General features: G+C 63.0%; 20 protein-coding genes and 1 pseudogene. 13 read left to right on the top strand and 8 right to left on the bottom strand.

Annotated features, from left to right (window positions below):
- The 5 genes and pseudogenes from G486_RS0109815 to G486_RS0109790 form a co-directional block, all read right to left on the bottom strand.
- A pseudogene (locus tag G486_RS0109815) lies at positions 1 to 228 on the bottom strand (electron transfer flavoprotein subunit alpha/FixB family protein); the annotation flags it as partial.
- A 139-nt stretch (positions 229 to 367) separates the two neighbouring features.
- Positions 368 to 1,117, bottom strand: coding sequence for an electron transfer flavoprotein subunit beta/FixA family protein (locus G486_RS0109810; protein WP_027015388.1), 750 nt, complete (start codon positions 1,115 to 1,117; stop codon positions 368 to 370).
- A gap of 206 nt (positions 1,118 to 1,323) precedes the next feature.
- Positions 1,324 to 2,580, bottom strand: a complete 1,257-nt coding sequence (locus G486_RS0109805; protein ID WP_027015387.1) for a mechanosensitive ion channel family protein — start codon at positions 2,578 to 2,580, stop codon at positions 1,324 to 1,326.
- 69 nt (positions 2,581 to 2,649) lie between these two features.
- Positions 2,650 to 3,456, bottom strand: a complete 807-nt coding sequence (locus G486_RS0109800) for an enoyl-CoA hydratase (RefSeq protein WP_027015386.1) — start codon at positions 3,454 to 3,456, stop codon at positions 2,650 to 2,652.
- A gap of 436 nt (positions 3,457 to 3,892) precedes the next feature.
- The gene (locus G486_RS0109790) at positions 3,893 to 4,852 is read right to left on the bottom strand and encodes a histone deacetylase family protein (protein WP_034387141.1); all 960 of its coding nucleotides are present in this window, start codon (positions 4,850 to 4,852) and stop codon (positions 3,893 to 3,895) included.
- 34 nt (positions 4,853 to 4,886) lie between these two features.
- Here G486_RS0109790 and G486_RS21940 point away from each other — a divergent pair, with 34 nt between their 5' ends.
- The 4 genes from G486_RS21940 to mltB are packed head-to-tail and all read left to right on the top strand — an operon-like array spanning position 4,887 to position 10,055.
- Positions 4,887 to 5,807: an AAA family ATPase gene (locus tag G486_RS21940; protein WP_034387138.1), complete on the top strand. Its 921-nt coding sequence runs from the start codon at positions 4,887 to 4,889 to the stop codon at positions 5,805 to 5,807.
- Complete coding sequence (locus G486_RS0109775) at positions 5,807 to 6,868, top strand: DUF58 domain-containing protein (RefSeq protein WP_027015383.1); 1,062 nt, start codon at positions 5,807 to 5,809, stop codon at positions 6,866 to 6,868. Before G486_RS21940 ends, G486_RS0109775 begins: the two co-directional genes overlap by 1 nt.
- Positions 6,865 to 8,970 (top strand): transglutaminase family protein, encoded by a 2,106-nt coding sequence (locus G486_RS21935; protein ID WP_051303360.1) that lies wholly within the window; start codon positions 6,865 to 6,867, stop codon positions 8,968 to 8,970. The genes G486_RS0109775 and G486_RS21935 overlap by 4 nt, the downstream gene beginning before the upstream one ends.
- Positions 8,967 to 10,055, top strand: a complete 1,089-nt coding sequence (mltB, locus tag G486_RS0109765; RefSeq protein WP_027015382.1) for a lytic murein transglycosylase B — start codon at positions 8,967 to 8,969, stop codon at positions 10,053 to 10,055. The genes G486_RS21935 and mltB overlap by 4 nt, the downstream gene beginning before the upstream one ends.
- A 54-nt stretch (positions 10,056 to 10,109) precedes the next feature.
- On the opposite strand, the gene G486_RS0109760 is transcribed toward mltB, so the two are convergent.
- From G486_RS0109760 to G486_RS0109750, 3 genes are read right to left on the bottom strand one after another with little or no spacing between them, the layout of a single operon-like run.
- On the bottom strand, positions 10,110 to 10,322 hold the full coding sequence (locus G486_RS0109760; RefSeq protein WP_027015381.1) for a DUF2788 domain-containing protein: 213 nt from the start codon (positions 10,320 to 10,322) through the stop codon (positions 10,110 to 10,112).
- A 41-nt stretch (positions 10,323 to 10,363) separates the two neighbouring features.
- Positions 10,364 to 11,203 (bottom strand): DUF2189 domain-containing protein, encoded by an 840-nt coding sequence (locus tag G486_RS0109755; RefSeq protein ID WP_027015380.1) that lies wholly within the window; start codon positions 11,201 to 11,203, stop codon positions 10,364 to 10,366.
- Between the two features lie 22 nt (positions 11,204 to 11,225).
- A complete protein-coding gene (locus tag G486_RS0109750; RefSeq protein ID WP_027015379.1) occupies positions 11,226 to 11,984 on the bottom strand; it encodes an HAD family hydrolase in 759 nt (252 codons plus the stop codon).
- A 227-nt stretch (positions 11,985 to 12,211) separates the two neighbouring features.
- Here G486_RS0109750 and hemH point away from each other — a divergent pair, with 227 nt between their 5' ends.
- From hemH to G486_RS0109705, 9 genes are all read left to right on the top strand, one after another.
- The gene (gene hemH, locus G486_RS21930; RefSeq protein ID WP_084455154.1) at positions 12,212 to 13,243 is read left to right on the top strand and encodes a ferrochelatase; all 1,032 of its coding nucleotides are present in this window, start codon (positions 12,212 to 12,214) and stop codon (positions 13,241 to 13,243) included.
- A 144-nt stretch (positions 13,244 to 13,387) separates the two neighbouring features.
- Entirely contained in the window at positions 13,388 to 14,338 is a 951-nt protein-coding gene (locus tag G486_RS0109740; RefSeq protein WP_027015378.1) for a LysR family transcriptional regulator, read from the top strand.
- A gap of 229 nt (positions 14,339 to 14,567) precedes the next feature.
- Positions 14,568 to 15,521: an isopenicillin N synthase family dioxygenase gene (locus tag G486_RS0109735; RefSeq protein WP_027015377.1), complete on the top strand. Its 954-nt coding sequence runs from the start codon at positions 14,568 to 14,570 to the stop codon at positions 15,519 to 15,521.
- Positions 15,522 to 15,706: 185 nt separating this feature from the next.
- Positions 15,707 to 16,720 (top strand): ABC transporter substrate-binding protein, encoded by a 1,014-nt coding sequence (locus G486_RS0109730; RefSeq protein WP_034387134.1) that lies wholly within the window; start codon positions 15,707 to 15,709, stop codon positions 16,718 to 16,720.
- 59 nt (positions 16,721 to 16,779) lie between these two features.
- Positions 16,780 to 17,559 carry an ABC transporter ATP-binding protein gene (locus G486_RS0109725; protein WP_027015375.1) on the top strand — a complete coding sequence of 260 codons (780 nt, stop codon included), beginning with the start codon at positions 16,780 to 16,782 and terminating at the stop codon, positions 17,557 to 17,559.
- A gap of 28 nt (positions 17,560 to 17,587) precedes the next feature.
- A complete protein-coding gene (locus tag G486_RS0109720) occupies positions 17,588 to 18,355 on the top strand; it encodes an ABC transporter permease (RefSeq protein WP_027015374.1) in 768 nt (255 codons plus the stop codon).
- A 42-nt stretch (positions 18,356 to 18,397) separates the two neighbouring features.
- Positions 18,398 to 18,967 carry a nucleoside deaminase gene (locus G486_RS21925; RefSeq protein WP_051303364.1) on the top strand — a complete coding sequence of 190 codons (570 nt, stop codon included), beginning with the start codon at positions 18,398 to 18,400 and terminating at the stop codon, positions 18,965 to 18,967.
- A 158-nt stretch (positions 18,968 to 19,125) separates the two neighbouring features.
- Entirely contained in the window at positions 19,126 to 20,181 is a 1,056-nt protein-coding gene (locus G486_RS21920; RefSeq protein WP_051303358.1) for an alpha/beta fold hydrolase, read from the top strand.
- Positions 20,182 to 20,343: 162 nt separating this feature from the next.
- Complete coding sequence (locus G486_RS0109705; RefSeq protein ID WP_342667340.1) at positions 20,344 to 21,273, top strand: sulfurtransferase; 930 nt, start codon at positions 20,344 to 20,346, stop codon at positions 21,271 to 21,273.
- The last annotated feature ends 11 nt before the right edge of the window (positions 21,274 to 21,284 follow it).

The following is a 21,284-nucleotide window of genomic DNA, read 5'->3' as shown; positions in this document are numbered from 1 at the left end:
CTGCGCGGCCAGGTTCTCGGCCAGGCCGTCCTTGAGCGAAGCGCCATCCGCATGGATGACCTTGCCCACACCCGCGACCTGCGCCGCAGCCTGCGCCGCTGCGCCGGCGTTCTCGCCAGCCACCAGCACATGCACATCACCGCCGCAGGCGGCAGCAGCGGTCACGGTGTTCAGGGTTGCGCTCTTGATGGAAGCGTTGTCGTGTTCTGCGATAACGAGAGAAGTCATATTCAACCTCTAAATTCTTTATGTTCTTGCAAAGTCTTGGAAGCCAAGCCAGGGCACCGCGCATGAGGCCGGCGCACTCCAGCTCAGGGGCAGCAAGCAAGGGCCGCCCCGCAGCGGGGCTGTCGTCCCCCTCAGGGGCTTAGATCACCTTCGCTTCATTCCTGAGCTTGCCCACCAGGGTTGCCACGTCCGGCACCTTGACACCGGCGCCGCGCTTGGCGGGCTCGACCACCTTCAGGGTCTTCAGGCGCGCAGCCACGTCCACTCCCAGATCCTCGGGCTTGATGGTCTCCAAAGGCTTTTTCTTGGCCTTCATGATGTTGGGCAGCGTCACATAGCGCGGCTCGTTCAGGCGCAGGTCGGTGGTGATCACCGCAGGCGTGGACAGGGCCAGCGTCTCCAGGCCGCCGTCGACTTCACGCGTCACGTTCACCTTGTCGCCCGCCAGCTCGACCTTGCTCGCAAACGTCGCCTGCGGCAGATCGGCCAGCGCCGCCAGCATCTGGCCGGTCTGGTTGGCATCGTCGTCGATGGCCTGCTTGCCCAGGATCACCAGGCCCGGCTGCTCCTTGTCCACCAGGGCCTTGAGCAGCTTGGCCACGGCCAGCGGCTGCAGCTCGGCATCGGTCTCGACCAGGATGGCGCGATCCGCACCAATGGCCATGGCCGTGCGCAGCGTCTCCTGGCACTGGGCCACGCCGCAGGACACGGCGATGACTTCGGTGGCCTGGCCTTTTTCCTTGAGACGCACGGCCTCTTCGACGGCGATCTCGTCAAAGGGGTTCATGCTCATCTTGACGTTGGCGATGTCCACACCCGTACCGTCCGACTTCACGCGGACTTTCACGTTGTAGTCCACCACGCGCTTGACAGGGACCAAAACCTTCATTACTGCGGCTCCTTGTTGATTAGTTAATTGACGTTTACGTAAACCAAAATCATTTTATGCGGCACCGCAAGAGCTTTCACGAGAATCCCCGTCAACCAACAAAGGGCGCCAACGAACACAAAAAAAGAACGATCGTGCCATTTTATGCACGAACCTCGGGGAATCCCCAGAGGCAGGCAGGAAATCAAAGGGTAAACCCCAGGAAATTACTCCTTTTCTGGAGCGATCCGCACCAGCCGCGTCGAACCCGGCAAGGCAACTCCTGCATCACGCAAGCCCTTGAGCACGGCCAGGTTCACTTCGGAGCGCACATTCGCGAGTCCGTTGCGTGGATCACTGATGTAGTAGCTCAGCATGAACTGCAGGCCCTGCTCCACGAAGTCCACCAGGGTCACGAAAGGCGCGGGCGTCGTGAGTACGCGCGGCTGGGCAGCAGCAGCGGACAGCAAAATGCTCTTCACCTGCTCGGCATCGCTGTCCATGCCGACCACAATCGTCGTGCTCAGTGCCAGTTGCCTGTCGGCCTGGGTCAGGTTCTCCACACGCTGCGTGATCAGCGTCTCGTTGGGGACAATTGATTCACGACCATTTGCAGCTTTGATCACGGTAAAGCGCGTCTTGATGTCGGTGATGCGCCCTTCGAATCCATCCACGCGCACGTTGTCGCCTATGCGCAGTGCCCGCTCTATGAGCACCAGAAAACCGCTCACATAGTTCGAGGCGATCTTCTGCATGCCGAACCCCAGGCCTACGCCCAGGGCTCCTCCCATCACCGACAAGGCCGTCAGATCGACGCCTATGGTGGACAGGCCCACCAACAGGCCTATCGTGATGAGTACGCTGCGAGCCAGATTCATGGCTACGCGGCGCATGGACAAGTCGCTGACCCAGGGGTTGATGACTTTTTGCTCGATCAGCGTGGACAGCCACAACACGGCCACCATCATCAATCCGATGGCCAGCGTGCCCTCGATCAGATACAGCAGGTTGATGGGCTGCTTGCCCAGGGTGAACTGAACCGACTCCAGCACTTCCAGGACTTCGGGCAGTATGCGCAGGCTGTGAAGCACAGCCACGCCCCAGACCAGCCAGGAAAAAATACGCTCGATGAAGCGCACCATGGCGGAGTTGGGAAAGACCTTGCTGAGCACCCTTGCCACAAACCGGATCAGAGCCAGCGAAGCCAGCAAAGACATGGCGACCCTGAGCCAGAACACCGGCATGCGGCTGGCCACGACTTCCTGCGCCACACAGACAAAGATCAACGCCAGCAAAGGCAGCAAGGCGCCATCAAGCGCATTGCTGCCTATCCAGACCGAGCGCCGGCCGTTACCAGGCTCCGCATGGCGGCGGGCGTACTGGGTGAGCAGATAGGCGAGCAACAAACTCCCCAGCAGCACCGAGAACTCCAGCCAGGCGCTGGAGTCGTGGAAGTCGTTGATCAGCTTGTCGAAAATATCCATGACCAGTCATCGCAAAGCCAAGAGGACCCGATCTTCGTTGAAGCCATGGAGGAGGCCATGTCAAATGGGTCAGTGCCCCACCTTCCAGGAGGGGATACGCTTTTGGGCAAAGGCCTGGGCGCCCTCCTGCGCATGCTCGTCCATCATGTTTGCAGCCATGGTCTGACCTGCCAGCTGGTAGGCTGCCTCGATGCCCATTTCGCGTTGGCTGTAGACCAGCGCCTTGCCCATGGCCAGGGCGGTGCGTGGCTTGCTGACGATGGCCTGCAGCAGCTGCTCCACGGCGGCATCGATCTCGGAATCGGCCACCACACGATTGACCAGACCTTGGGCCAGGGCCTGATCCGCATCGATGAAATCGCCGGTCAGCAGCATTTCCATGGCCTGCTTGATGGGCATGTTGCGCACCAGAGGCACGCTGGGCGTAGCACAGAACAGACCGTAATGAATGCCACTGGTCGCAAAGCGCGCCAGCTTGCCGGCCACGGCCAGATCGCACTGAGCCACAAGCTGGCAGCCCGCCGCCGTGGCAATGCCTTGCACACGCGCAATCACCGGCACAGGCAGCTTGTGTATGGTCAGCATGACGCGGCTGCACTTGGCAAACAGTTGCTGGTAATAGGCCAGCTCTGTCCGGGCAGCCATTTCCTTGAGGTTGTGGCCTGCGCAAAAAGCCTTGCCTTCGGCCTCCAGTACCACGGCACGGGCCGTTTCATCTGCAGCCACCTGGTTGAGCGCCTGTTGCAGCTCATCCAGCATCTGCTCGCCCAGGGCGTTGAAGCGCTGTGGGTCATTCATTCTGATGCGCACCACTCCACGCGCGTCGCGCTCCATCTTCACCAAACCGGCATTCGCGGCCCCGGCTTTTGCATTCATCACCATCACTCCTGACACGTGCCCATCGAACCCAGGCCACACTCAAAACACACGGGAATTTCAGCCATTCATGGCCCAGTACATAAGCATCGGCGCGACCCAAGCCCAGGGACAGAGGGCAAGAGCCGCCCCGTCTCAGAGCGTGTTCACGATCTCAGAACGTGTTTACGATCTCCTCGATGCCGCGCCAGTGTCTGTGCGGGATGGGATGCAAGGCGCGATACCGCAGCAATAGCCGTGCTATTGCGAGGATTCGCAACGCTGCAGACCGCCCGCAAAGCCACTGGCCCCAAGGGTTGGAGCGAAATCGGGCGATTTCTTCGCGCTGTGGCTTGCTTGCCCCCCGGTGCAAGCTGCGCCCCATCGCTTTGAACTCATCCCGATTGCGCTCCAACGCGGCAGCGTAGAGATCGTAAACACGTTCTCAGGAAATACTTCAAAGATCCGCCAGAACGCGCACATGAGCCTCCACGCTGCGCGCCAGCGGCCCCATGACATAACCGCCTTCGAGGCAGGAAACGATACGCCCCTTGGAGAAGCGCCGTGCAATATCCTTGACACGCAGTGTGATCCAGGCGAAGTCATGCTCGTTCATGCCCAGTTGCCCCATGTCATCCTCGACGTGGGCATCGAAGCCGGCGCTGATGAAGATCAGCTCGGGCTTGAACTCCTCCAGCCTCGGAATCCACATCATCTCGATGATCTCGCGTATGTCCATGCCCTTGGTATAAGCAGGCAGAGGCACATTGAGCATGTTGGACGCCGGATCTTTATCGCCCGAGAACGGATAGAAGGGATGCTGAAAAATCCCGCACATGAGCACGCGGGGATCGCCAGCCAGGATGTCCTCCGTGCCGTTTCCATGGTGTACATCAAAGTCGATGACGGCCACACGCTTCAGGTGATAACGGCTGAGCGCGTACTTGACGGCTACGGCTACGTTGTTGAAAAAGCAAAACCCCATGGCCTGGGTGTGCGTTGCGTGATGCCCTGGCGGGCGCACTGCGCAAAACGCATTCTCCAGCTCGCCCGCCATGACGGCATCGGTCGCTGCCAGCGCTGCGCCCGCCGCATGCAGGGCCGCAGAAAACGTATGTGCGTTGATCGAGGTATCGGTATCGATCTGGCTGTAGCCAGGCCCGCCGGCCTGCTGCTCTTCCACCAGCCTCTGGGTCAGCCCCTGCAGTGCTGCCACATGCATCCGGTCATGCGCCAGTTCTATGTCGGTGAGTGAGGCTTGCGGCGCCTCATGACGTTCAAGCGCATCGGCCACACCAGTGACCAGCAACCTGTCCTCTATGGCATCCAGTCTGGCTGGACACTCCGGGTGCCCTGGCCCCATCTCATGTCGCCAGCACTCCTTATGGGTGAAGTAACCCGTTTTGCCCACAGTCATGTCCCCTCGGTGTTTTTTGAGATAACGTCGCACCATGCACGCACAGCAAAAAATCAATGCGCTTTTAAATCAGCTTAACACGGTGATTGTGGGGAAGTCGGCACAGGTCCGCGATAGCGTGGCCTGCCTGCTGGCAGGAGGACACCTGTTGCTGGAGGACGTTCCAGGCGTGGGCAAGACCACACTGGCCCATGCCCTGGCCCATGGTTTCGGACTGCAGTTTTCACGCGTCCAGTTCACATCCGACCTCATGCCCAGCGACCTGACCGGCGTCTCGGTCTATGAGCGCGGCAGCGAGTCCTTTGTCTTTCATCCCGGCCCCGTTTTTGCTCAGATTCTTCTGGCCGATGAAATCAACCGCGCGAGCCCAAAGACCCAGAGCGCCTTGCTGGAGGCCATGGAAGAGCGTCAGGTCTCGGTCGAAGGCCGGACACACGCCCTGCCCCAGCCGTTCTTCGTGATTGCCACGCAAAACCCCCAGGAACAACTGGGCACGTTTGCCCTGCCCGAAAGCCAGCTTGACCGCTTTCTGATGCGCATCCACCTGGGCTACCCCGATCGCGCTGCCGAGCGCCGCCTGCTCAGCGGCAACGGGCGCCGCGCCGAGGCCGATGCATTGGAGGCCATGCTCTCCTCCGAGGAACTGGCCCAATTGCAGTCGGCAGTGCTGCAGGTACATGCCAGCGATGCCTTGCTCGACTACCTGCAGGACCTCCTCGATGCCACGCGTTCAGGCCAGTGGTTTGTGCAAGGGCTCTCACCCCGCGCCGGCATTGCCCTGTTGCGCGCAGCCAAGGCCGTGGCCTTGATGCAAGGCCGTGATTACGTTGCGCCCGACGATGTCCAGGCCATTCTCGTGCAGACGGCAGCCCACAGGCTGGTGCCCACAGGCCAGTCCGGGCGCGGCGCAGCCGAGCAGGTACGCGCGATGATGGACTCCGTGGCAGTGCGCTGATGCAGCCCGGCTCCTCCTCCCTGCCGCCCGCGGCAGCGCCCGGACATGGGCGCGCCGCTGCGCGGCCCACAAAGCCAGGCCCGCGCTCAAGGCTGCGTCAATGGTTTCATGCACGCCTGCCGCTCACCGACCAGTTGCAACTGGGCCAGTCCAATATCTACATCCTGCCTTCGCGTGCAGGCTGGGCCCTGGCACTCACGCTTTGCGTGCTGCTGATTGCAGCCATCAACTACCAACTCAACCTCGGCTATCTGCTGAGCTTTCTGCTCGCCGGCAGCGCCGTCGCAGGCATGGTCGTAGGCCATGGCAACCTGCGCGGAACAAGGCTGCATCTGCAGCCGCCCGAAGAAGGGTTTGCAGGCCAGCCCTGCCGCTTTGAAATCGTTTTGCACAACACGCGCACGGCCATGCGCTGGGGCCTGGGCCTGGCCGTGGACCAGAGCGGCAACGCGCCCGGAAAGACCGCGGCAGACTGGGCCTGGGTCGATGTTCCCGGCCAGGGCAGCACCACGGTGGAGCTGGCCTTTACACCCGCGCGCCGCGGCCTGAGCTTTGTGCCTACAGTCACCATTGCCAGCCACTACCCTCTGGGCAGCTTTCGCCTCTGGGCGCTGTGGCGCCCGGCCAGCGAGGTCTGGATCTACCCCACACCTGAGTTGCATGCACCGCCCCTGCCCGATGCCAGCCCGCATGGCGCAGGAAAAAGCTCTGCAGGCTCACGCCATGGCGATGAATTCGACGGCGTGCGCAGCTACAGGCGAGGTGATCCGCTCAAGCTCGTGGTATGGAAAAAAGCCGCTCAGGCCTTTGCCACGGGCACCGGTGCCCTGGTCAGCCGCGATCGACCCCAGGCCCTGCACCACCAGCTCTGGCTGGATGCCGCAGCCACAGGCCTGGCCGACCCCGAGGCCAGATTGAGCCGGCTTTGCGCCTGGGTATTGAGCGCCGAGCAGCAAGGTCTGGTCTGGGGCATGCGCCTGCCCGATGGCCAGGAAATCGCTGCAGACCATGGACCGGCCCACACCAGGCGCTGCCTGCAAGCCTTGGCAGCCTGCCCATGAGCAGCCCTTTCCCATCCACCGAACGCCTGGCCCTGCTGCCGCGCGATGCGCGCGATACCCTGTTTCTGCTGGCCGTCATCGCCTGGATACTCATGCCTCAGGCCAGCCAGCAGCCATGGTGGAGCACACTGCTCACGGCCAGTCTGCTGCTGTGGCGTGCCTTGCTGGCCTGGCATGGCAAGCCCTTGCCTGGGCGCTGGGTACTGGGTGCCTTGCTGGCTCTGGCCGTGACCGCCACCTGGCTCACGCACCGCAGCCTGGTCGGGCGCGATGCGGGCGTGACCCTGATGGTGGCACTTCTTGCGCTCAAGACCCTGGAGCTGCGTGCCAGGCGCGATGCCATGGTGGTTTTCTTTCTCGGGTTTTTCGCGCTGCTGAGCAACTTCTTTTATTCGCAGTCGCTCTTGATGGCTCTGGCCATGGTGCTGGGCCTTCTAGGTCTGCTCACAGCCCTGGTGAATGCACACATGACGGCGGGCCGACCTCCGTTGTCCCAGGCCTTGCGCACGGCTACCCAGCTCACGCTGTGGGGTACGCCCGTCATGGTGGTGCTGTTCGTGCTGTTTCCGCGCATGGCCCCGCTCTGGGGAGTTCCAGCCGACGACCTGGCCGGGCGCACGGGACTTTCGCAGAGCATGCAGGTCGGCTCGATTGCCTCGCTGGCCATGGACGAAAGCGTGGCCATGCGCCTGCTATTCCTCACGCCCGAAGGTGCACCTCCACCATCGAGCAGCCTGTATTTTCGTGGTCCCGTGCTCTCGCTGTTCGATGGTCGCGAATGGAGGGCCGAGCCCCAAGCGTTGCTGACCCGGGCCCGGATCGAGCCCCTTGGAGATCCGATTCGCTACCAGATGAGCATGGAGCCCAGCAAGCGTCCATGGCTGCCTCTGCTGGATGCCACCAGCGAGGCGCCCGAGTTGCCCGAGTCGCGAGGCCGTGCACATGTCACGCAGCAGTTGCAATGGCAGGCGTCACGCCCGATCACCGATCTTTTGCGCATCGAAGTCCAAAGTCATGTGGATTTTCGCTATGGCCCGCAAAGCTTTTCACCAGAACTCAGACGCTATCTGGAACTGCCTTCCGGCAGCAATCCGCGCACACGCGAGCTCGCACGCCAGATGCAGGCCGAGCCGGAGCTGGCACAGGCCTCGCCCCAGGCCTGGGTGGATGCAGCCCTGACACGCCTGCGCAGCGGCGACTATGCATATACGCTGGAGCCCGGCGTGGTGGACAGCGAGCACACTGCAGACGACTTCTGGTTCGACAGCAAGCAAGGTTTTTGCGAACACATTGCCTCAGCCTTTGCCGTGCTCATGCGCTCCCTGGGCGTGCCTGCACGCATCGTCACAGGCTACCAGGGCGGCGAGCGCAACTACGTGGATGGCTACTGGACCGTACGCAACAGCGACGCCCATGCCTGGGCCGAGGTCTGGCTCGAAAACCGGGGCTGGGTGCGTGTAGATCCCACGGGCGCAGTCTCTCCCGCACGCGTGGGCCAGCTGCAGCGCCTTGCAGTGCCGCGCGGAGCACTTGCAGGAGCAGTCGGCAACTTTGTCCCGCGAGGAACTCTGGAAAAGCTGCGCACTTACTGGGAGGCCGTGAACAACCACTGGAACCAGTGGGTGCTCAACTACACGCAAAGCCGCCAGCTCGACCTGCTGGCGAGTCTGGGCCTGGAATCGCCCTCCTGGCTGGACATGCTGCGCATGCTGGGACTGCTCGCAGCACTGTCTGCACTTGGCTGGCTGGGCTGGCTTGCAAAGACGCGTGAAAAACGCGATGCCTGGACCCGGCTCATGGATCAGGCACGCAAACGGCTTGCGCAATCCGGTATGGCGCTCGGCCCGAGCCTGGCACCAAGAGCCCTGGCGGCCCTGTTTGAAGCGCACTACCGCGACCGGTCTCACGACAGTGCCCCAGACCCGCAGAATGCAGTCCTGGTCCAGGCCATAGTGGACTGGCTTTTGCGCATGGAACGCCTGCGCTACGCCCCTTCCAGCCAGCCGGAGGACCTTGCCCGCCTGCGCCGCGAATGGCGCGCCCTGCGCTGGCCCGTGCGGCTCCCGCCTCAGACAGATCCACCCATTGCCTCGACAACATGAATCCTGCTACCTCGATTTGCAGCGCCCTGCTGTGCCTGGCTCTTTGGCCCATGGCGGCGCAGGCCAGTCCGACGCCTCCCAAAAAGCCGGTCAAGGCCAAGGTCGCAACCCAGCCCTCAAGCCGCTCTTATGCGGGCGAGGCCAAGGCCCTGGAGCTGGGCGCCGATATTGCCCGAAGCAGTCAGTTGCCGCTGGAGTGGGTGCAGGCTACGCTCGCGCAGGCGCGCTTTGTGCCCATCATCCCCCGTTTGATGACACCCGCAGGCAGCGGCACCATCAAGCATTGGGGGGTTTATCGCAGCCGCTTCATTGATCCGGTGCGCATACGCGCCGGAGTGCGCTTCTGGCAGGCCCATGCCGACACGCTTGCGCGCGCCGAGCAGGTCTATGGCGTACCGGCCGAAATCATCGTGGGCATCATCGGGGTGGAAACCATTTACGGCCAGCAAATGGGCAGCTTCCGCGTGCTGGATGCACTGACCACGCTGTCACTGGACTTCCCCCAGGCCCACCCACGCGCCCAGGCGCGCACTGCATTTTTCCGTGGCGAGCTCGAACAGTTTTTGCGCTTCACCCATGACTCGGGCAAAAGCCCCATGAGTTATCTTGGCAGCTATGCAGGCGCCATGGGCCTGGGCCAGTTCATGCCCAGCAGTTGGGCCAGGTGGGCCGTGGACTTCGATGGCGACGGGCAGATCGACCTGTTCAACAGCCCGGTGGATGCCATAGGCTCAGTGGCGAATTATTTCGTGGCCCATGGCTGGCGCAGCGGCATGCCCACGGTCTTTGACGTGGACATGCAGGCCAGGGGCAGCGACCTCGCCGAACTACTGGCCCCCGACATCCAGCCCAGCTTCACCGTCGAACAAATGCGAGAGAAAGGCGTGCGTGTGCTGGACGCGCACGACTACGATCGGCCTCTGGCCCTGATACGCCTGGACAATGGCTTGAATGGCCAGCCCCAGTATGTGGCCGGCACGGAAAATTTCTATGTGGTCACCCGCTACAACTGGTCGGCGTTTTATGCGCTCTCCGTGATCGAGCTGGGGCGTGAGGTGGCACAGGCCTACAGGGCAGGCTCATAGGATGGCCCCTCTTTCCGGGGGACCGGCAGGACCTATGACAGGGCCTTGCCTGGCCTACTTTTCCATCCACCACTGGATCACGATCTTCGCCAGATAGCCCACAAAGCCCACGCCCAGCCCCAGAAAGATCACAAAGGTGCCGAACTTTCCGGCCTTGGACTGGCGTGCCAGCTGCAGGATGATGAACACCATGAAGAGGATGAAGGCCCCCACGCCATAGGTGAGGAAAAACTCGGCAATCTGCTCTTCTGTATAACCAAATATCACGACAACACGGCCCTACAAGCTCCCTGCAGCCTCAAGCTAGTTCATGCCGGCACCTCGCGCACTTCAAAATCGCGGGCATCGACAAGATCCCTGTAGGCATGCCAGCTTGCATGCCCAAGAAGCGGCATGACCAGCACCAGCCCCAGCAGCCAGCTTCCCAGGCCCAGCAGGGTCAACAACACAATCAGCGCGGCCCACAGGGCCAAAGGCCCGGGATTGACCAGCACGGCCGACCAACTGGTCAGCACGGCCTGGCGCACCGTCACTCGCCTGTCCAGCAACAGCGGCATGGCCACGACGCTGGACGCAAAAATAGGCGCAGCCAGAAAACTGCCCAGCGCCATCCACAAGACAAACAGCTGCCCATCACGCGCGAGCACCACATGCTGCAGAAAATCTGCAGGTGTGGCGATGCGCACCGGCGACAGCAAGGTGATGAGCGAAGCCGAAACCAGCACCCAGCCCGTGGCTGCCAGCGACAACAGCAGGCCGAACTGCACCAGGCACCAATACCCCCTGCGTCCCGCACCTGCGTGACAGCTTTGCCAGCGGGTCCAGGTGCGCCGCACCAGTGACAGATCCACGGGCTGGCCCTGCTCCAGGGCACGGCTGACTGCATACAGGCTGGTCGCCACCACAGGGCCGACGATGAGAAAGCCCGACAAGGCCCCGGCCATCAACCAGAAGCGATTGTGCCCGAATGCCAAAATCGCAAGCCCGATCAAGGTCAAGATCAGACCATGGGCCAGACTCAACCCAGGAGCATGACAAAGATCGCGCCAGCCGCGCGCCAGCCAGTTGAGCGGATGCCTCCAGCCAATGCTGCGCACGGCAGGAAGTTGCGGAGGGTGTAGGAAGCTGGGGCAGGAACTGGTGGGCATGAAGGAACTGACAGACAGGAACTCAGCTATCAGCCAGCCCCCGGCACAACTGCTCAAGGCTGGCCACCGTGAAGTGAGGCAGGCGCCCCTCTTGCGGCCATGCTAATCCCGTACGGTTCAGCCAGACTGCGTGCATACCCGCATCCATGGCGCCAAGCGCATCAAGCCGGGCGTCATCGCCGATGTGCAGCACCTTCCCAGGCTCCACGCCTGCAGCCTTCGCCGCGGCCTGGAAAAATCGCACATCAGGCTTGGCCATGCCCGCCATCGATGCGCTCAAGGAAGCATGGAAATGCTCGCCAATGCCCACGGCATGCACGCTGGCGTTGCCATTGCTCAACGCCACCACCGGCCAGCGACTTGCCAAAAAGCGCAGGGCCGGCACGGCGTCATCGAACAGGTCCACACGCTGACGCTGGGCAAAGAACACATCGAATGCTGGTTCGGCCAGCGCCGGATCATCGCCGCTGCGCAGCAAACTGAAGCGTATGGATTCACGGCGCAATCCACTCAAATCGTGGGCCAGATCGGGGCGTTCGCGTTCGACCTGCTCGCGCACTGCGCGCACCGCAGCCTTGTCACCCAGCGCCGCCGCCGTGGCCGGTGCATGCTGTCCCAGCCAGTCCAGCAAGACTTGCTCGGCCCTGGCAATGGCTGGCCAGACCGGCCACAAGGTATCGTCCAGATCGATGGAGATGGCGGCAATGGCACCGCTTTTGCGCAACTCGCGCAGACCGCTCAGGGCCTGCTCGCTAGATGGGGAGGAGGTCTCGTAGTACATGGCCCCAGCATAGCGAAACCATGTCTCCGTCAGCCATGCATCTAGAGCCCATGGCGGACAAAACCGTTCAGAGGCGTCCTTTGCGCCAAGGCTGCCCCACAGCCCCCAGGCGGAGTGCAAGCTGCGGCCCATCGACTCGAACTCATCCCGATTGCGCTCCAACGCGTCTGCGTAGAGCGCGTGAACACGTTCTAAGGGGGCATCATTTCACTGCCACAATCACCCCCATGCAATCACCGTTCGCCTCCGAACCCCCACTTGCCCCAGGCCAGGCGCAGCGCACGGCCGTGCTGATTTGCAATCTGGGAACACCCGATGCGCCCACCCCCCAGGCCGTGCGCCGGTATCTGGCCCAGTTCCTCAGTGATGCACGCGTGGTCGAGATTCCCAGGCTCGTCTGGTGGCCGATCCTGAACGGCATCATCCTGCCTACACGCCCGGCCAAGTCGGCTGCCAAGTACGCCACCATCTGGGACAAAGAGCTGGGCTCGCCCCTGCTGCACTGGAGTGCACGCCAGGCCCTGCTGCTGCGCGACCAGTTGATGAAGACGGGACACGACGTACTCGTGCGCCATGCCATGCGCTATGGCAACCCTTCAATCGCCAGCGAGCTCGACGCCCTCAAGGCCGAAGGCGCAACGCGCATTCTCATTTTGCCGCTGTACCCCCAGTACTCGGGCACGACCACGGCCAGCGTGTTCGATGCGGTCTATGCCTGGGCGCGCACCCAGCGCCATGTACCCGAGCTGCGCTTCGTGAACCGTTACCACGACGATGCGGGCTACATCGAGGCACTGGCCCAACGCATAGAGGCGCACTGGCACAGCCATGGCCGGGCCGAGCAACTGGTGATGAGCTTTCACGGCGTGCCCGAGCGCACGGCCACGCTGGGCGATCCCTATTACTTCGAGGCCAGACAGACCTCCGAACGGCTGGCCCAGCGCCTGGGGCTGGCATCCGAGCAATATCTGCTGACCTTCCAGTCCCGATTCGGGAAGGCCAAATGGCTTGAGCCCTATACCGAGCCCTCGCTGATCGCCATGGCCAGGCGCGGCGTCAAGAGCGTGGATGTGGTCTGCCCGGGCTTTAGCAGCGACTGCCTGGAAACCCTGGAAGAGATCAACCAGGAGGTGCGCGCTGCCTTCATGGGCGCAGGCGGCCAGCGCTTTGAGTACATTGCATGTCTGAACGATGATGCGCCATGGATTGCGGCCCTGAGCCGCCTGACCCTGCAGCACCTGCAAGGCTGGCCTGTCTGAGATCGTAAACACGTTCTGAGAGCGGGCTCAAAGCCCACTTGCGGCGCAGCAGAGCTGAGACTTTGAACATGGTCTGAGCCGCGGCCCCGGCCTGCAGGCACAGACCTGGGCATGCATGGCACGGCATATGCTCTCCTCGCGGCCATGCATATCCACGCCCGCGCCATTCGCTATTTCGACATGATTCGCCGCTGCGGCTCCATTCGCGAGGCCGCACGCCATCTGCATGTCGCATCCTCGGCCATCAACCGCCAACTCCTGCAACTGGAGGATCAGATCGGCAGCCCCCTGTTCGAGCGCCTGAGCACGGGCCTCAAGCTCACGGCTGCAGGCGAGATCTTTGCGCGCCATGTGATCACCGTGCTCCAGGACGAGTGCCGACTGGGCGCCGAACTGGAGCTGCTGCGCGGCGTGCACCGCGGCTCAGTCCATGTTGCCGCTGTGGAGGGGCTGAATGCAGACCTCATCCCCGCCGTGCTGACGCAGATGCACGAGCTCCACCCCGGCGTCCAGGTGCATGTGCGCACCTGCGGATCGCAGCAGGCAGCACAGGCCGTCATCCAGGGTGAGGCTGATGTGGCAATGGGTTTCTCCATCCAGCCTCACGAGCACCTGCACCCATACGCCACAGGCCGCTTCGCGCTGGGCGCCATCGTGCCCCCCCTGCATCCTCTGGCCCAATTCGCGCGGGTGAACTTCGCCCAGTGCGCAGCCTATCCGCTCATCCTGCCCACCCCCCATCTTTCCATGCATGCGCTGCTGCAGCCCCTGATCATGCGCCACAGGCGTGCCTTGCAGGTTTGGCTCGAGACCTCTTCCCTCGAGCTTGCCAAGACCATGGTGGAGAGCGGCACCGGTCTGTTTTTCCAGACCCGGCTCGGGCTGGCCCGGGAGCTGCGCGAACGCCGACTCGTCCACCTTCCCCTGAAATCCCCGGCACTGCTGGCCCCTGAGCTGGGCATCTATGTCCGTGCGGGACGCTCTCTTTGCCCCGCTCTGGACGCCTTCAACCGTATCGCCTCAGCAGCCATAGACCGCCGCCAGAAAGAAGAGGTCGCGCTCTTGCACAAAGAGCAGGCCTGCCGCCTGGATTAGCTGCAGCCTGGCATCCTCACGGTGATTCAACGAGCTTCTGTTTCAGGACAACAGCGTGCACCAGGCCAGCGCGCCTCACCAAGACTCAATGCACCAAACCCATGCACTCCTTGGTGCATGCGAGGCAGGCGCTCTCATTTTCAGATCACTCTGCTTCAAAAGCCGTGCTATCCGCACCGGCATTCATTTCCTAAACTGGTCTCCATATCCTGCATTACGGAGTTCGCCCATGGGTATCTTGCCCCTGCCAATCATCGATATCGGCGGCTTGCGCAGCCCCGATGCGCTGGCCCAGATACAAGTGGCCGAACAGCTGCGCAAGGCATGCGAGCAGCGCGGTTTTTTCTATATCACCGGACATGGCATGGACCCGGCTCTGATGGAGCAAGCGCTCATAGCCAGCCAACGCTTCTTCAAGCTCCCCATGGCAGACAAACTCGCCGTGGACAAGAAACTCTCGCGCTGTAACCGGGGCTATGAGCCTTTACGCGCCCAGACGCTGGAACACGGAGCTCCGCCCGACCTCAAGGAAAGCTTTTACCTAGGAGCCGAATTGGCGGCCAGCGATTCGCGCGTGCAGGCCAGCCGCTTCAATACCGGCCCCAACCAATGGCCTTCAGGCCTGCGCGGGTTTCGCCGCACCATGCTGGACTACTACCGGGCCGCTTACGAACTCGGGGTCTGCCTTGTGCGCGGCCTGGCGCTGTCACTGCAATTACCTGCCAACCACTTCGACGGCTACCTGCAAGACGCAACCGCCACCTTGCGCCTGCTGCACTATCCGCCCCAGCCGGCCAATCCCCAGCCCGGCGAAAAAGGCTGCGGAGAGCACACGGACTTCGGCGGGCTCACCCTACTACTCCAGGACCAGACGGGCGGACTGCAGGTCTGGGACAAGAGCAGCCGCAGCTGGACGGATGCACCACCTCTGCCCTCGGCCCTGATCGTGAACATCGGCGACCTGTTTGCACGCTGGACAAATGACCGCTACGTCTCCACGCTGCACCGCGTGATCAACACCTCGGGAACAGAGCGCCACTCCATACCCTTTTTCTTCACAGGCAATCCCCTTCACAGGGTGGAGTGCCTCCCCACCTGCCTGAACGAGGGTGAACAGCCCAGATATCCGGCCCTCACGGTGGAACAGCACCAGATGGCCTGTTACCAGCGCACCTATGGCTGAAGACCCGATCCATGCGAAACAGCCTCGCGTCCAGCGCAAGCTGCCATGGCACCGTTCTTGCAAGCCCGAAAGCATTGGAGCCTCAAACCGGTTGCATGCTGAACCCTCGCCTCAACTCCATAACCGCATATAGCAACTCTCCCAGTCGACCGCTGGCCCGCCACCGTCTTGCCCGGAAGTGATTCATGCGCTCTTGCTTACGCCACATTCGCCCTCTCCAGTCCAGGCTCTGGCTGGCCAGCACCCTGCTTGGGCTGTGCTTCAGCGCGGCCCAAGCAGCCGACAGGCTTACGGTCCAGCTGGACTGGCTTCCGGGCGGAGACAAGTCTTTTGTCTATGCAGGAGTCCAGCAGGGCTTCTTCCAGGCGGAGGGCCTGGAGCTCAGGATTGTTCCGGGCCGAGGCTCGGCCGATGCCATAAGCCGGATCGCCACGGGCTCTGCCGACGTGGGCTTTGCGGGCATCTCCGCACTCATGATGGCAGCCGCCGAAGGCGGAGTTCCCGTCAAGGCCGTGATGTCGCTGTACGCCAAGCAGCCCGATGCCCTGTTCACCCGCACCGACAGTCGCATCACCAGCCTCAGGGACCTCAAGGGCAAGACCGTGGCCATGCCCACCTTTTCCTCATCCAACGCCCTGTGGCCCGTCATGCTGCAGAACAACGGCATAACGCCCGACAAGATCAAAATCATCAAGACCGACCCCAGCGCGCTGGCCCCGATGCTGGCCCACGGCCGCGTGGATGCCACCATCAACTGGACCACCCTGGCCCCTGCATTCAGCATCGTGCTCGCACAGGCAGGCAAGAGGCTATCGGTTCTGCCATGGACCCAGTTCGGCCTGAACGGCTACGGCTGGTCCGCCATGGCTAGCGACAGAATCATCAAAGAGAGGCCCGAGGTGCTCAGACGCTATGTGCGCGCCCTGACGAAAGCGGTGCAGTTCTCCATCCAGAACCCGCATAAGGCTGTGGCTGCACTCAAGGCCCAGGTGCCGGAGACCGATGCCGCCCTGGCCCAGGCCGAGCTCGAGGCCTCGATCCCCCTGATCAAGAACGAGATCAGTCACCGCCACGGCCTGGGGCGGTTCCATCCAGAACTGCTGGCCAGCACCTGGAGCTGGGTGGCCCAGTCCATGCACTACAGCCCCCAGGCACTGAATCCAGAATCCCTGGTCGAGCGCAGCTTCCTGGGTCCGTGATTCGCCGCCTGACCGCGCCCGCTGCAACACGCGCACTCTTTGGTCTCCTCATGCCCGCCATGCTGCCCATCATCGACCTGAACGCCATCACCCAGACCTTTGCCTCCTGCGACGGCTGCCCCGTGACCGCCCTGCAGGAGGTAAGCCTGCATCTGTGCCGTCATGAGTTCGTCTCGCTGCTCGGCCCCTCGGGCTGCGGCAAGTCGACCATACTGCGCCTGATTGCAGGCCTGATCCGGCCCACGGAGGGGCAGGTGAGGATCTTCGGTCAGCCCGTGACGGAGCCACGCGACGAGATCGGCATGGTCTTTCAAAAGCCCACGCTGCTGCCCTGGCTCAATGTGCTTGACAACATCACCTTTGCGATGCGCCACAAGTACGGCCATGTGGAGAAGCGGGAAGAGGCCCGTGCCCGGCAGCTACTGGCCATGACCGGCCTCAAGGACTTCGCCCACAAGCGCCCTCATGAGCTGTCCGGCGGCATGCAGCAGCGTGTCTCGATTGCGCGCTCCCTGCTGCATGATCCCGACATTCTGCTCATGGACGAGCCTTTCTCCGCACTGGATGCACTCACACGCGACGAAATGAGTCTGGAGCTGCTGCGCATCTGGGATGAACGGCCCAAGACCATGGTCTTCGTGACCCATTCGATCCAGGAAGCGCTGCTGCTGTCCGACCGCATCGTGCTCATGAGCGCCCGCCCCGGCCGCGTAGCCGCGATTATCGACGTGCCGCTGCCGCGCCCGCGCAGCCTGGCCACGTTGACCGCCCCTGCGTTCGCACACATGGCCTACGAGATTCGCCTCAAGGTCTTCAGCACGCACAGCAACCACGCTTGAGTCTCGCCCTCAGCCCATGAAGGTCCATATGCCTGCCCTGCTCCAACGCCATGCATCCACACTGGTTTTTCTTGTCGCTCTGCTGCTGTGGGAGTGCGCATGCCGCCTTGTTCCCATTCCTCAGTACATGCTCCCCGCACCCAGCGCGGTCTGGCTGGCCGGCGTAGAAATGGGTCTGCAGCACTGGCTGGAGCACATCGCAGCCACCTTGCAGGTGGCGCTGGCAGGCTATGCGCTGGCGATTGCACTGGCCATTCCCCTGGCCATGGCCATCACGCGTTCATCGCTTCTGTCGCGCATTCTCATGCCCTGGATGGTGATCATCCAGTCCACCCCGATCGTTGCCGTGGCACCGATCATCGTGGTCAGTCTCGGCACGGGCCTGCTGCCGCGTGCCCTGATCACCACGCTGATCGCCTTTTTCCCACTGCTGGTCTCCACGGCCCTGGGCCTGTCCAACGTGCCCGAGGAGTTGCTGGAGCTGTCGCGCTCGCTGCGCGCCAGCTCCAGCCGCCAATACTGGCAAATTCGCATGCCATTTGCCCTGCCCCATGTGTTCTCGGCCTTGCAGGTGTCCATGACCCTGGCCATCGTGGGTGCAGTGGTGGCCGAGTTCGTCGCGGCAGAGCAGGGCCTCGGCTATCTGATCCTGTTTGCGACCTCGTCCTTCAAGATGCCGATTGCGTTTGCCGCACTCGGCCTGCTGGTGCTGTGCAGCCTGCTGCTCTATGCAGCAGTTCAGCAGTTGCACAAGGCCCTGTTTCCCTGGAGCGAACAGAGCACCGCCGCATCGTAGATGCCACGGCGCGAGCACACCGCGCCTGCCGAGGAGTCTTGCATGAACGCAGCCAAACCCTTTCCCGTCCAGGGCCTGACCCCTACACCTGCGCAGATCCGGCGCCACCTGCTGAGCGTACAGGCCTCGGCCCAGCGAGCCACGCAAATGGGGCGCCACCCGTTTGCGGCCCTGCTGGTCGGCCCCGATCAAGAAACTGTGCTGATGGAGCAATGCAATATCGACACCGTCAATCACGCGGAATCGACGCTGGCGCGCATGGCGGCCTGCAACTACACGCCGCAGTTCCTGTGGGGCTGCACACTCTACGCCAATGTAGAGCCCTGCTGCATGTGTGCAGGCACCGTCTATTGGGCCAACATAGGCCGCATCGTATTCGGCATGAGCGAGCATCGCCTGCTGGAGTGCACGGGCAGCCACGGCGAGAACCCGACGATGAGCGTCTCATCGCATTACGTGTTCGAGCACGGCCAAAAGGCCGTGGAGCTGATCGGCCCTGTGGTCGAAATGGAGGCCGGCCTGGTGGCTCAGCAACAGGCCTTCTGGGCCCGGCGCCTGGGACCGCAGGATGCAGCTGCGCCCTCTAGCCACAGATTCATGCGCTCCGGGTAAACACTTCGTAAAAAGTCGCCTTGGCCCCTCTGCCCAAAGGCCTTTGGGTTCTGCATTCATTCACCTTCTGCGCCCTCGCTGCAGTCAGACTCGTGCCGAACTTGCCGGCGCTCGTGCACGGCCAAGCCCGATCTTCAACCGCTTTCCCAAGGATTAGCATGGACCATGAAATCCACGAACTGGGCAACGTACAGCTTCAACGCGGCGCCACCCTGCGCAATGCGCGCCTGGCCTACAAGACCCACGGCCGGCTGAATGCCGACAGAAGCAATGCCATCGTCTACCCGACCTGGTACTCGGGTCAGCATCAGGACAACGAATGGCTCATAGGCCCGGGCATGGCCCTGGATCCCGGGAAATATTTCATCATCGTCCCCAACATGCTGGGCAATGGCCTGTCCTCCTCGCCCAGCAACACGCCCGAGCCTTATGACCGTGCGCGCTTTCCCCAGGTCACGCTGTATGACAACGTGCGCCTGCAGCACCGCCTGGTCACGGAAAGATTCGGCCTGGAGCGCCTGGCCCTGGTCGTCGGCTGGTCCATGGGAGCACAGCAGACCTACCAGTGGGGCTGCCTCTATCCGGACATGGTGGAGCGCATCGCCCCCTTTTGCGGCTCGGCCAAGACCGCGCCGCACAACCATGTGTTTCTCGAAGGCGTGAAGGCGGCGCTGACCGGCGACGCGCACTGGAACCAGGGCTGGTACGACAGCCCACCCACCAAAGGCCTGCGCGCCGTAGGCCGGGTCTATGCAGGCTGGGGCCTGTCCCAGCCTTTCTACCGCCAGGAGCTTTGGCGCGGCATGGGCTACAGCTCGCTGGAAGATTTTCTGATCGCGTTCTGGGAAGGCTTTTTCCTGCCCAAGGATGCGAACAACCTGCTGGCCATGCTCTGGACCTGGCAGCACGGCGACATCAGCGACAACCCGGTCTTCAAGGGCGATCTCAAGCAGGCCCTGGGCGCGATCCAGGCCAGGGCCATCGTCATGCCCGGCGCCATGGACCTGTACTTCCCGCCGCAGGACAACGAATGGGAAGCCGCCCAGATGCCCCTGGCAGAGTTTCTGCCCATCCCCGGCGTCTGGGGCCACTTTGCAGGCGGCGGCGCCAATGCCGAGGATACGGCCTTCATCGACGCCCAGCTGAAGCGGCTTTTGGCGACGGGGCCGGCCTCAAGATCCTGGCACCGACCTCTACATGCCCTAGAGAAATAAGCTGCTGCCGAAAACGTAGTTAGCAATTTGTCACACTCGCCGCACAATCGGCAGTTCATTCGTACCTAGCGATATGCCGATGACCCAGGCTCCCGCCAGCCCCGAGGTCGCGGCACGCACGCCATGATTCCTGTGCCTTCTCTTCGCCGATTCGCTGCGGGCCTGTTCACACTCGGCCTGCTCGCTTTTCAGACCCATGCGGCCCAGCCCCTGCTGAGTGCCGCCGAGCTGGCCCGGGCCGGGCAGCAGGCGCCCGTGCTGCGCATCATCGACATACGCCCGCCCCAGGCCTTTGCCGAAGGCCATGTGCCGGGCTCGCTCAACGCGCCTTATGGCAAATGGCGCGGACCTGCGAGCAATCCCGGAGAACTGCCCGAGCTGGGCGAACTCACGGCACTGGTCCAGTCCCTGGGCCTGACGCCGGCAAGCCATGCGGTCGTGGTCTCCACAGGGGCCGACACCACGGACTTCGGCGCCGCCGCACGCGTGTACTGGACGCTCAAGCTGCTGGGACTGCAGGAGCTGTCCATCCTCAACGGCGGCATCAAGGCCTGGAGCGCACAGCAGTTGCCGCTGAGCCGCGAGGCCGCATCCGTGACGCCCAGCAGCTACCAGCCCCAGATGGACATGAGCCTGCTGGCCACGCGCGAGGATGTGGGCCGCCACGTCAGGCTCAGCAATGCGGCCCTGGTGGATTCACGCCCCGACGCCTTCTACCAGGGCAGGACGCGCGCGCCGGCGGCCAAGCTCTCGGGCACCCTGCCCGGAGCCCAGCAGCTCGACTTCAACCAGTGGTTCCAGCCCGGCAGCACGCTGTTCGTGGATGCAGACCAGGCCAGGCAGATCGCCGCCAAGATACGGCGTGAGCAAGGTCAGGACATGGTGGCGTTCTGCAACACCGGCCACTGGGCCGCGACCGACTGGTTCGGCCTTTCCGAAATGGCCGGCCTGCCGGGCGTGAAGCTGTATGCAGGCTCCATGGTGGACTGGACCCAGTCCAAGGAGCCGCCGCCCATGGCCCATCAGCCCGGCCGGGCGCAGTCCCTCGCCTACGACGCTCAGCAGTGGTGGAAAAAAATCCGTACCCCCTGAGCGGACCTTGC

The sequence above is a fragment of the Comamonas composti DSM 21721 genome, from assembly GCF_000429845.1.
Lineage (GTDB): Bacteria > Pseudomonadota > Gammaproteobacteria > Burkholderiales > Burkholderiaceae_C > Comamonas > Comamonas composti.
The sequence above is the reverse complement of the archived record's forward strand: the minus strand, read 5'-3'. Positions and strand labels throughout refer to the sequence as shown.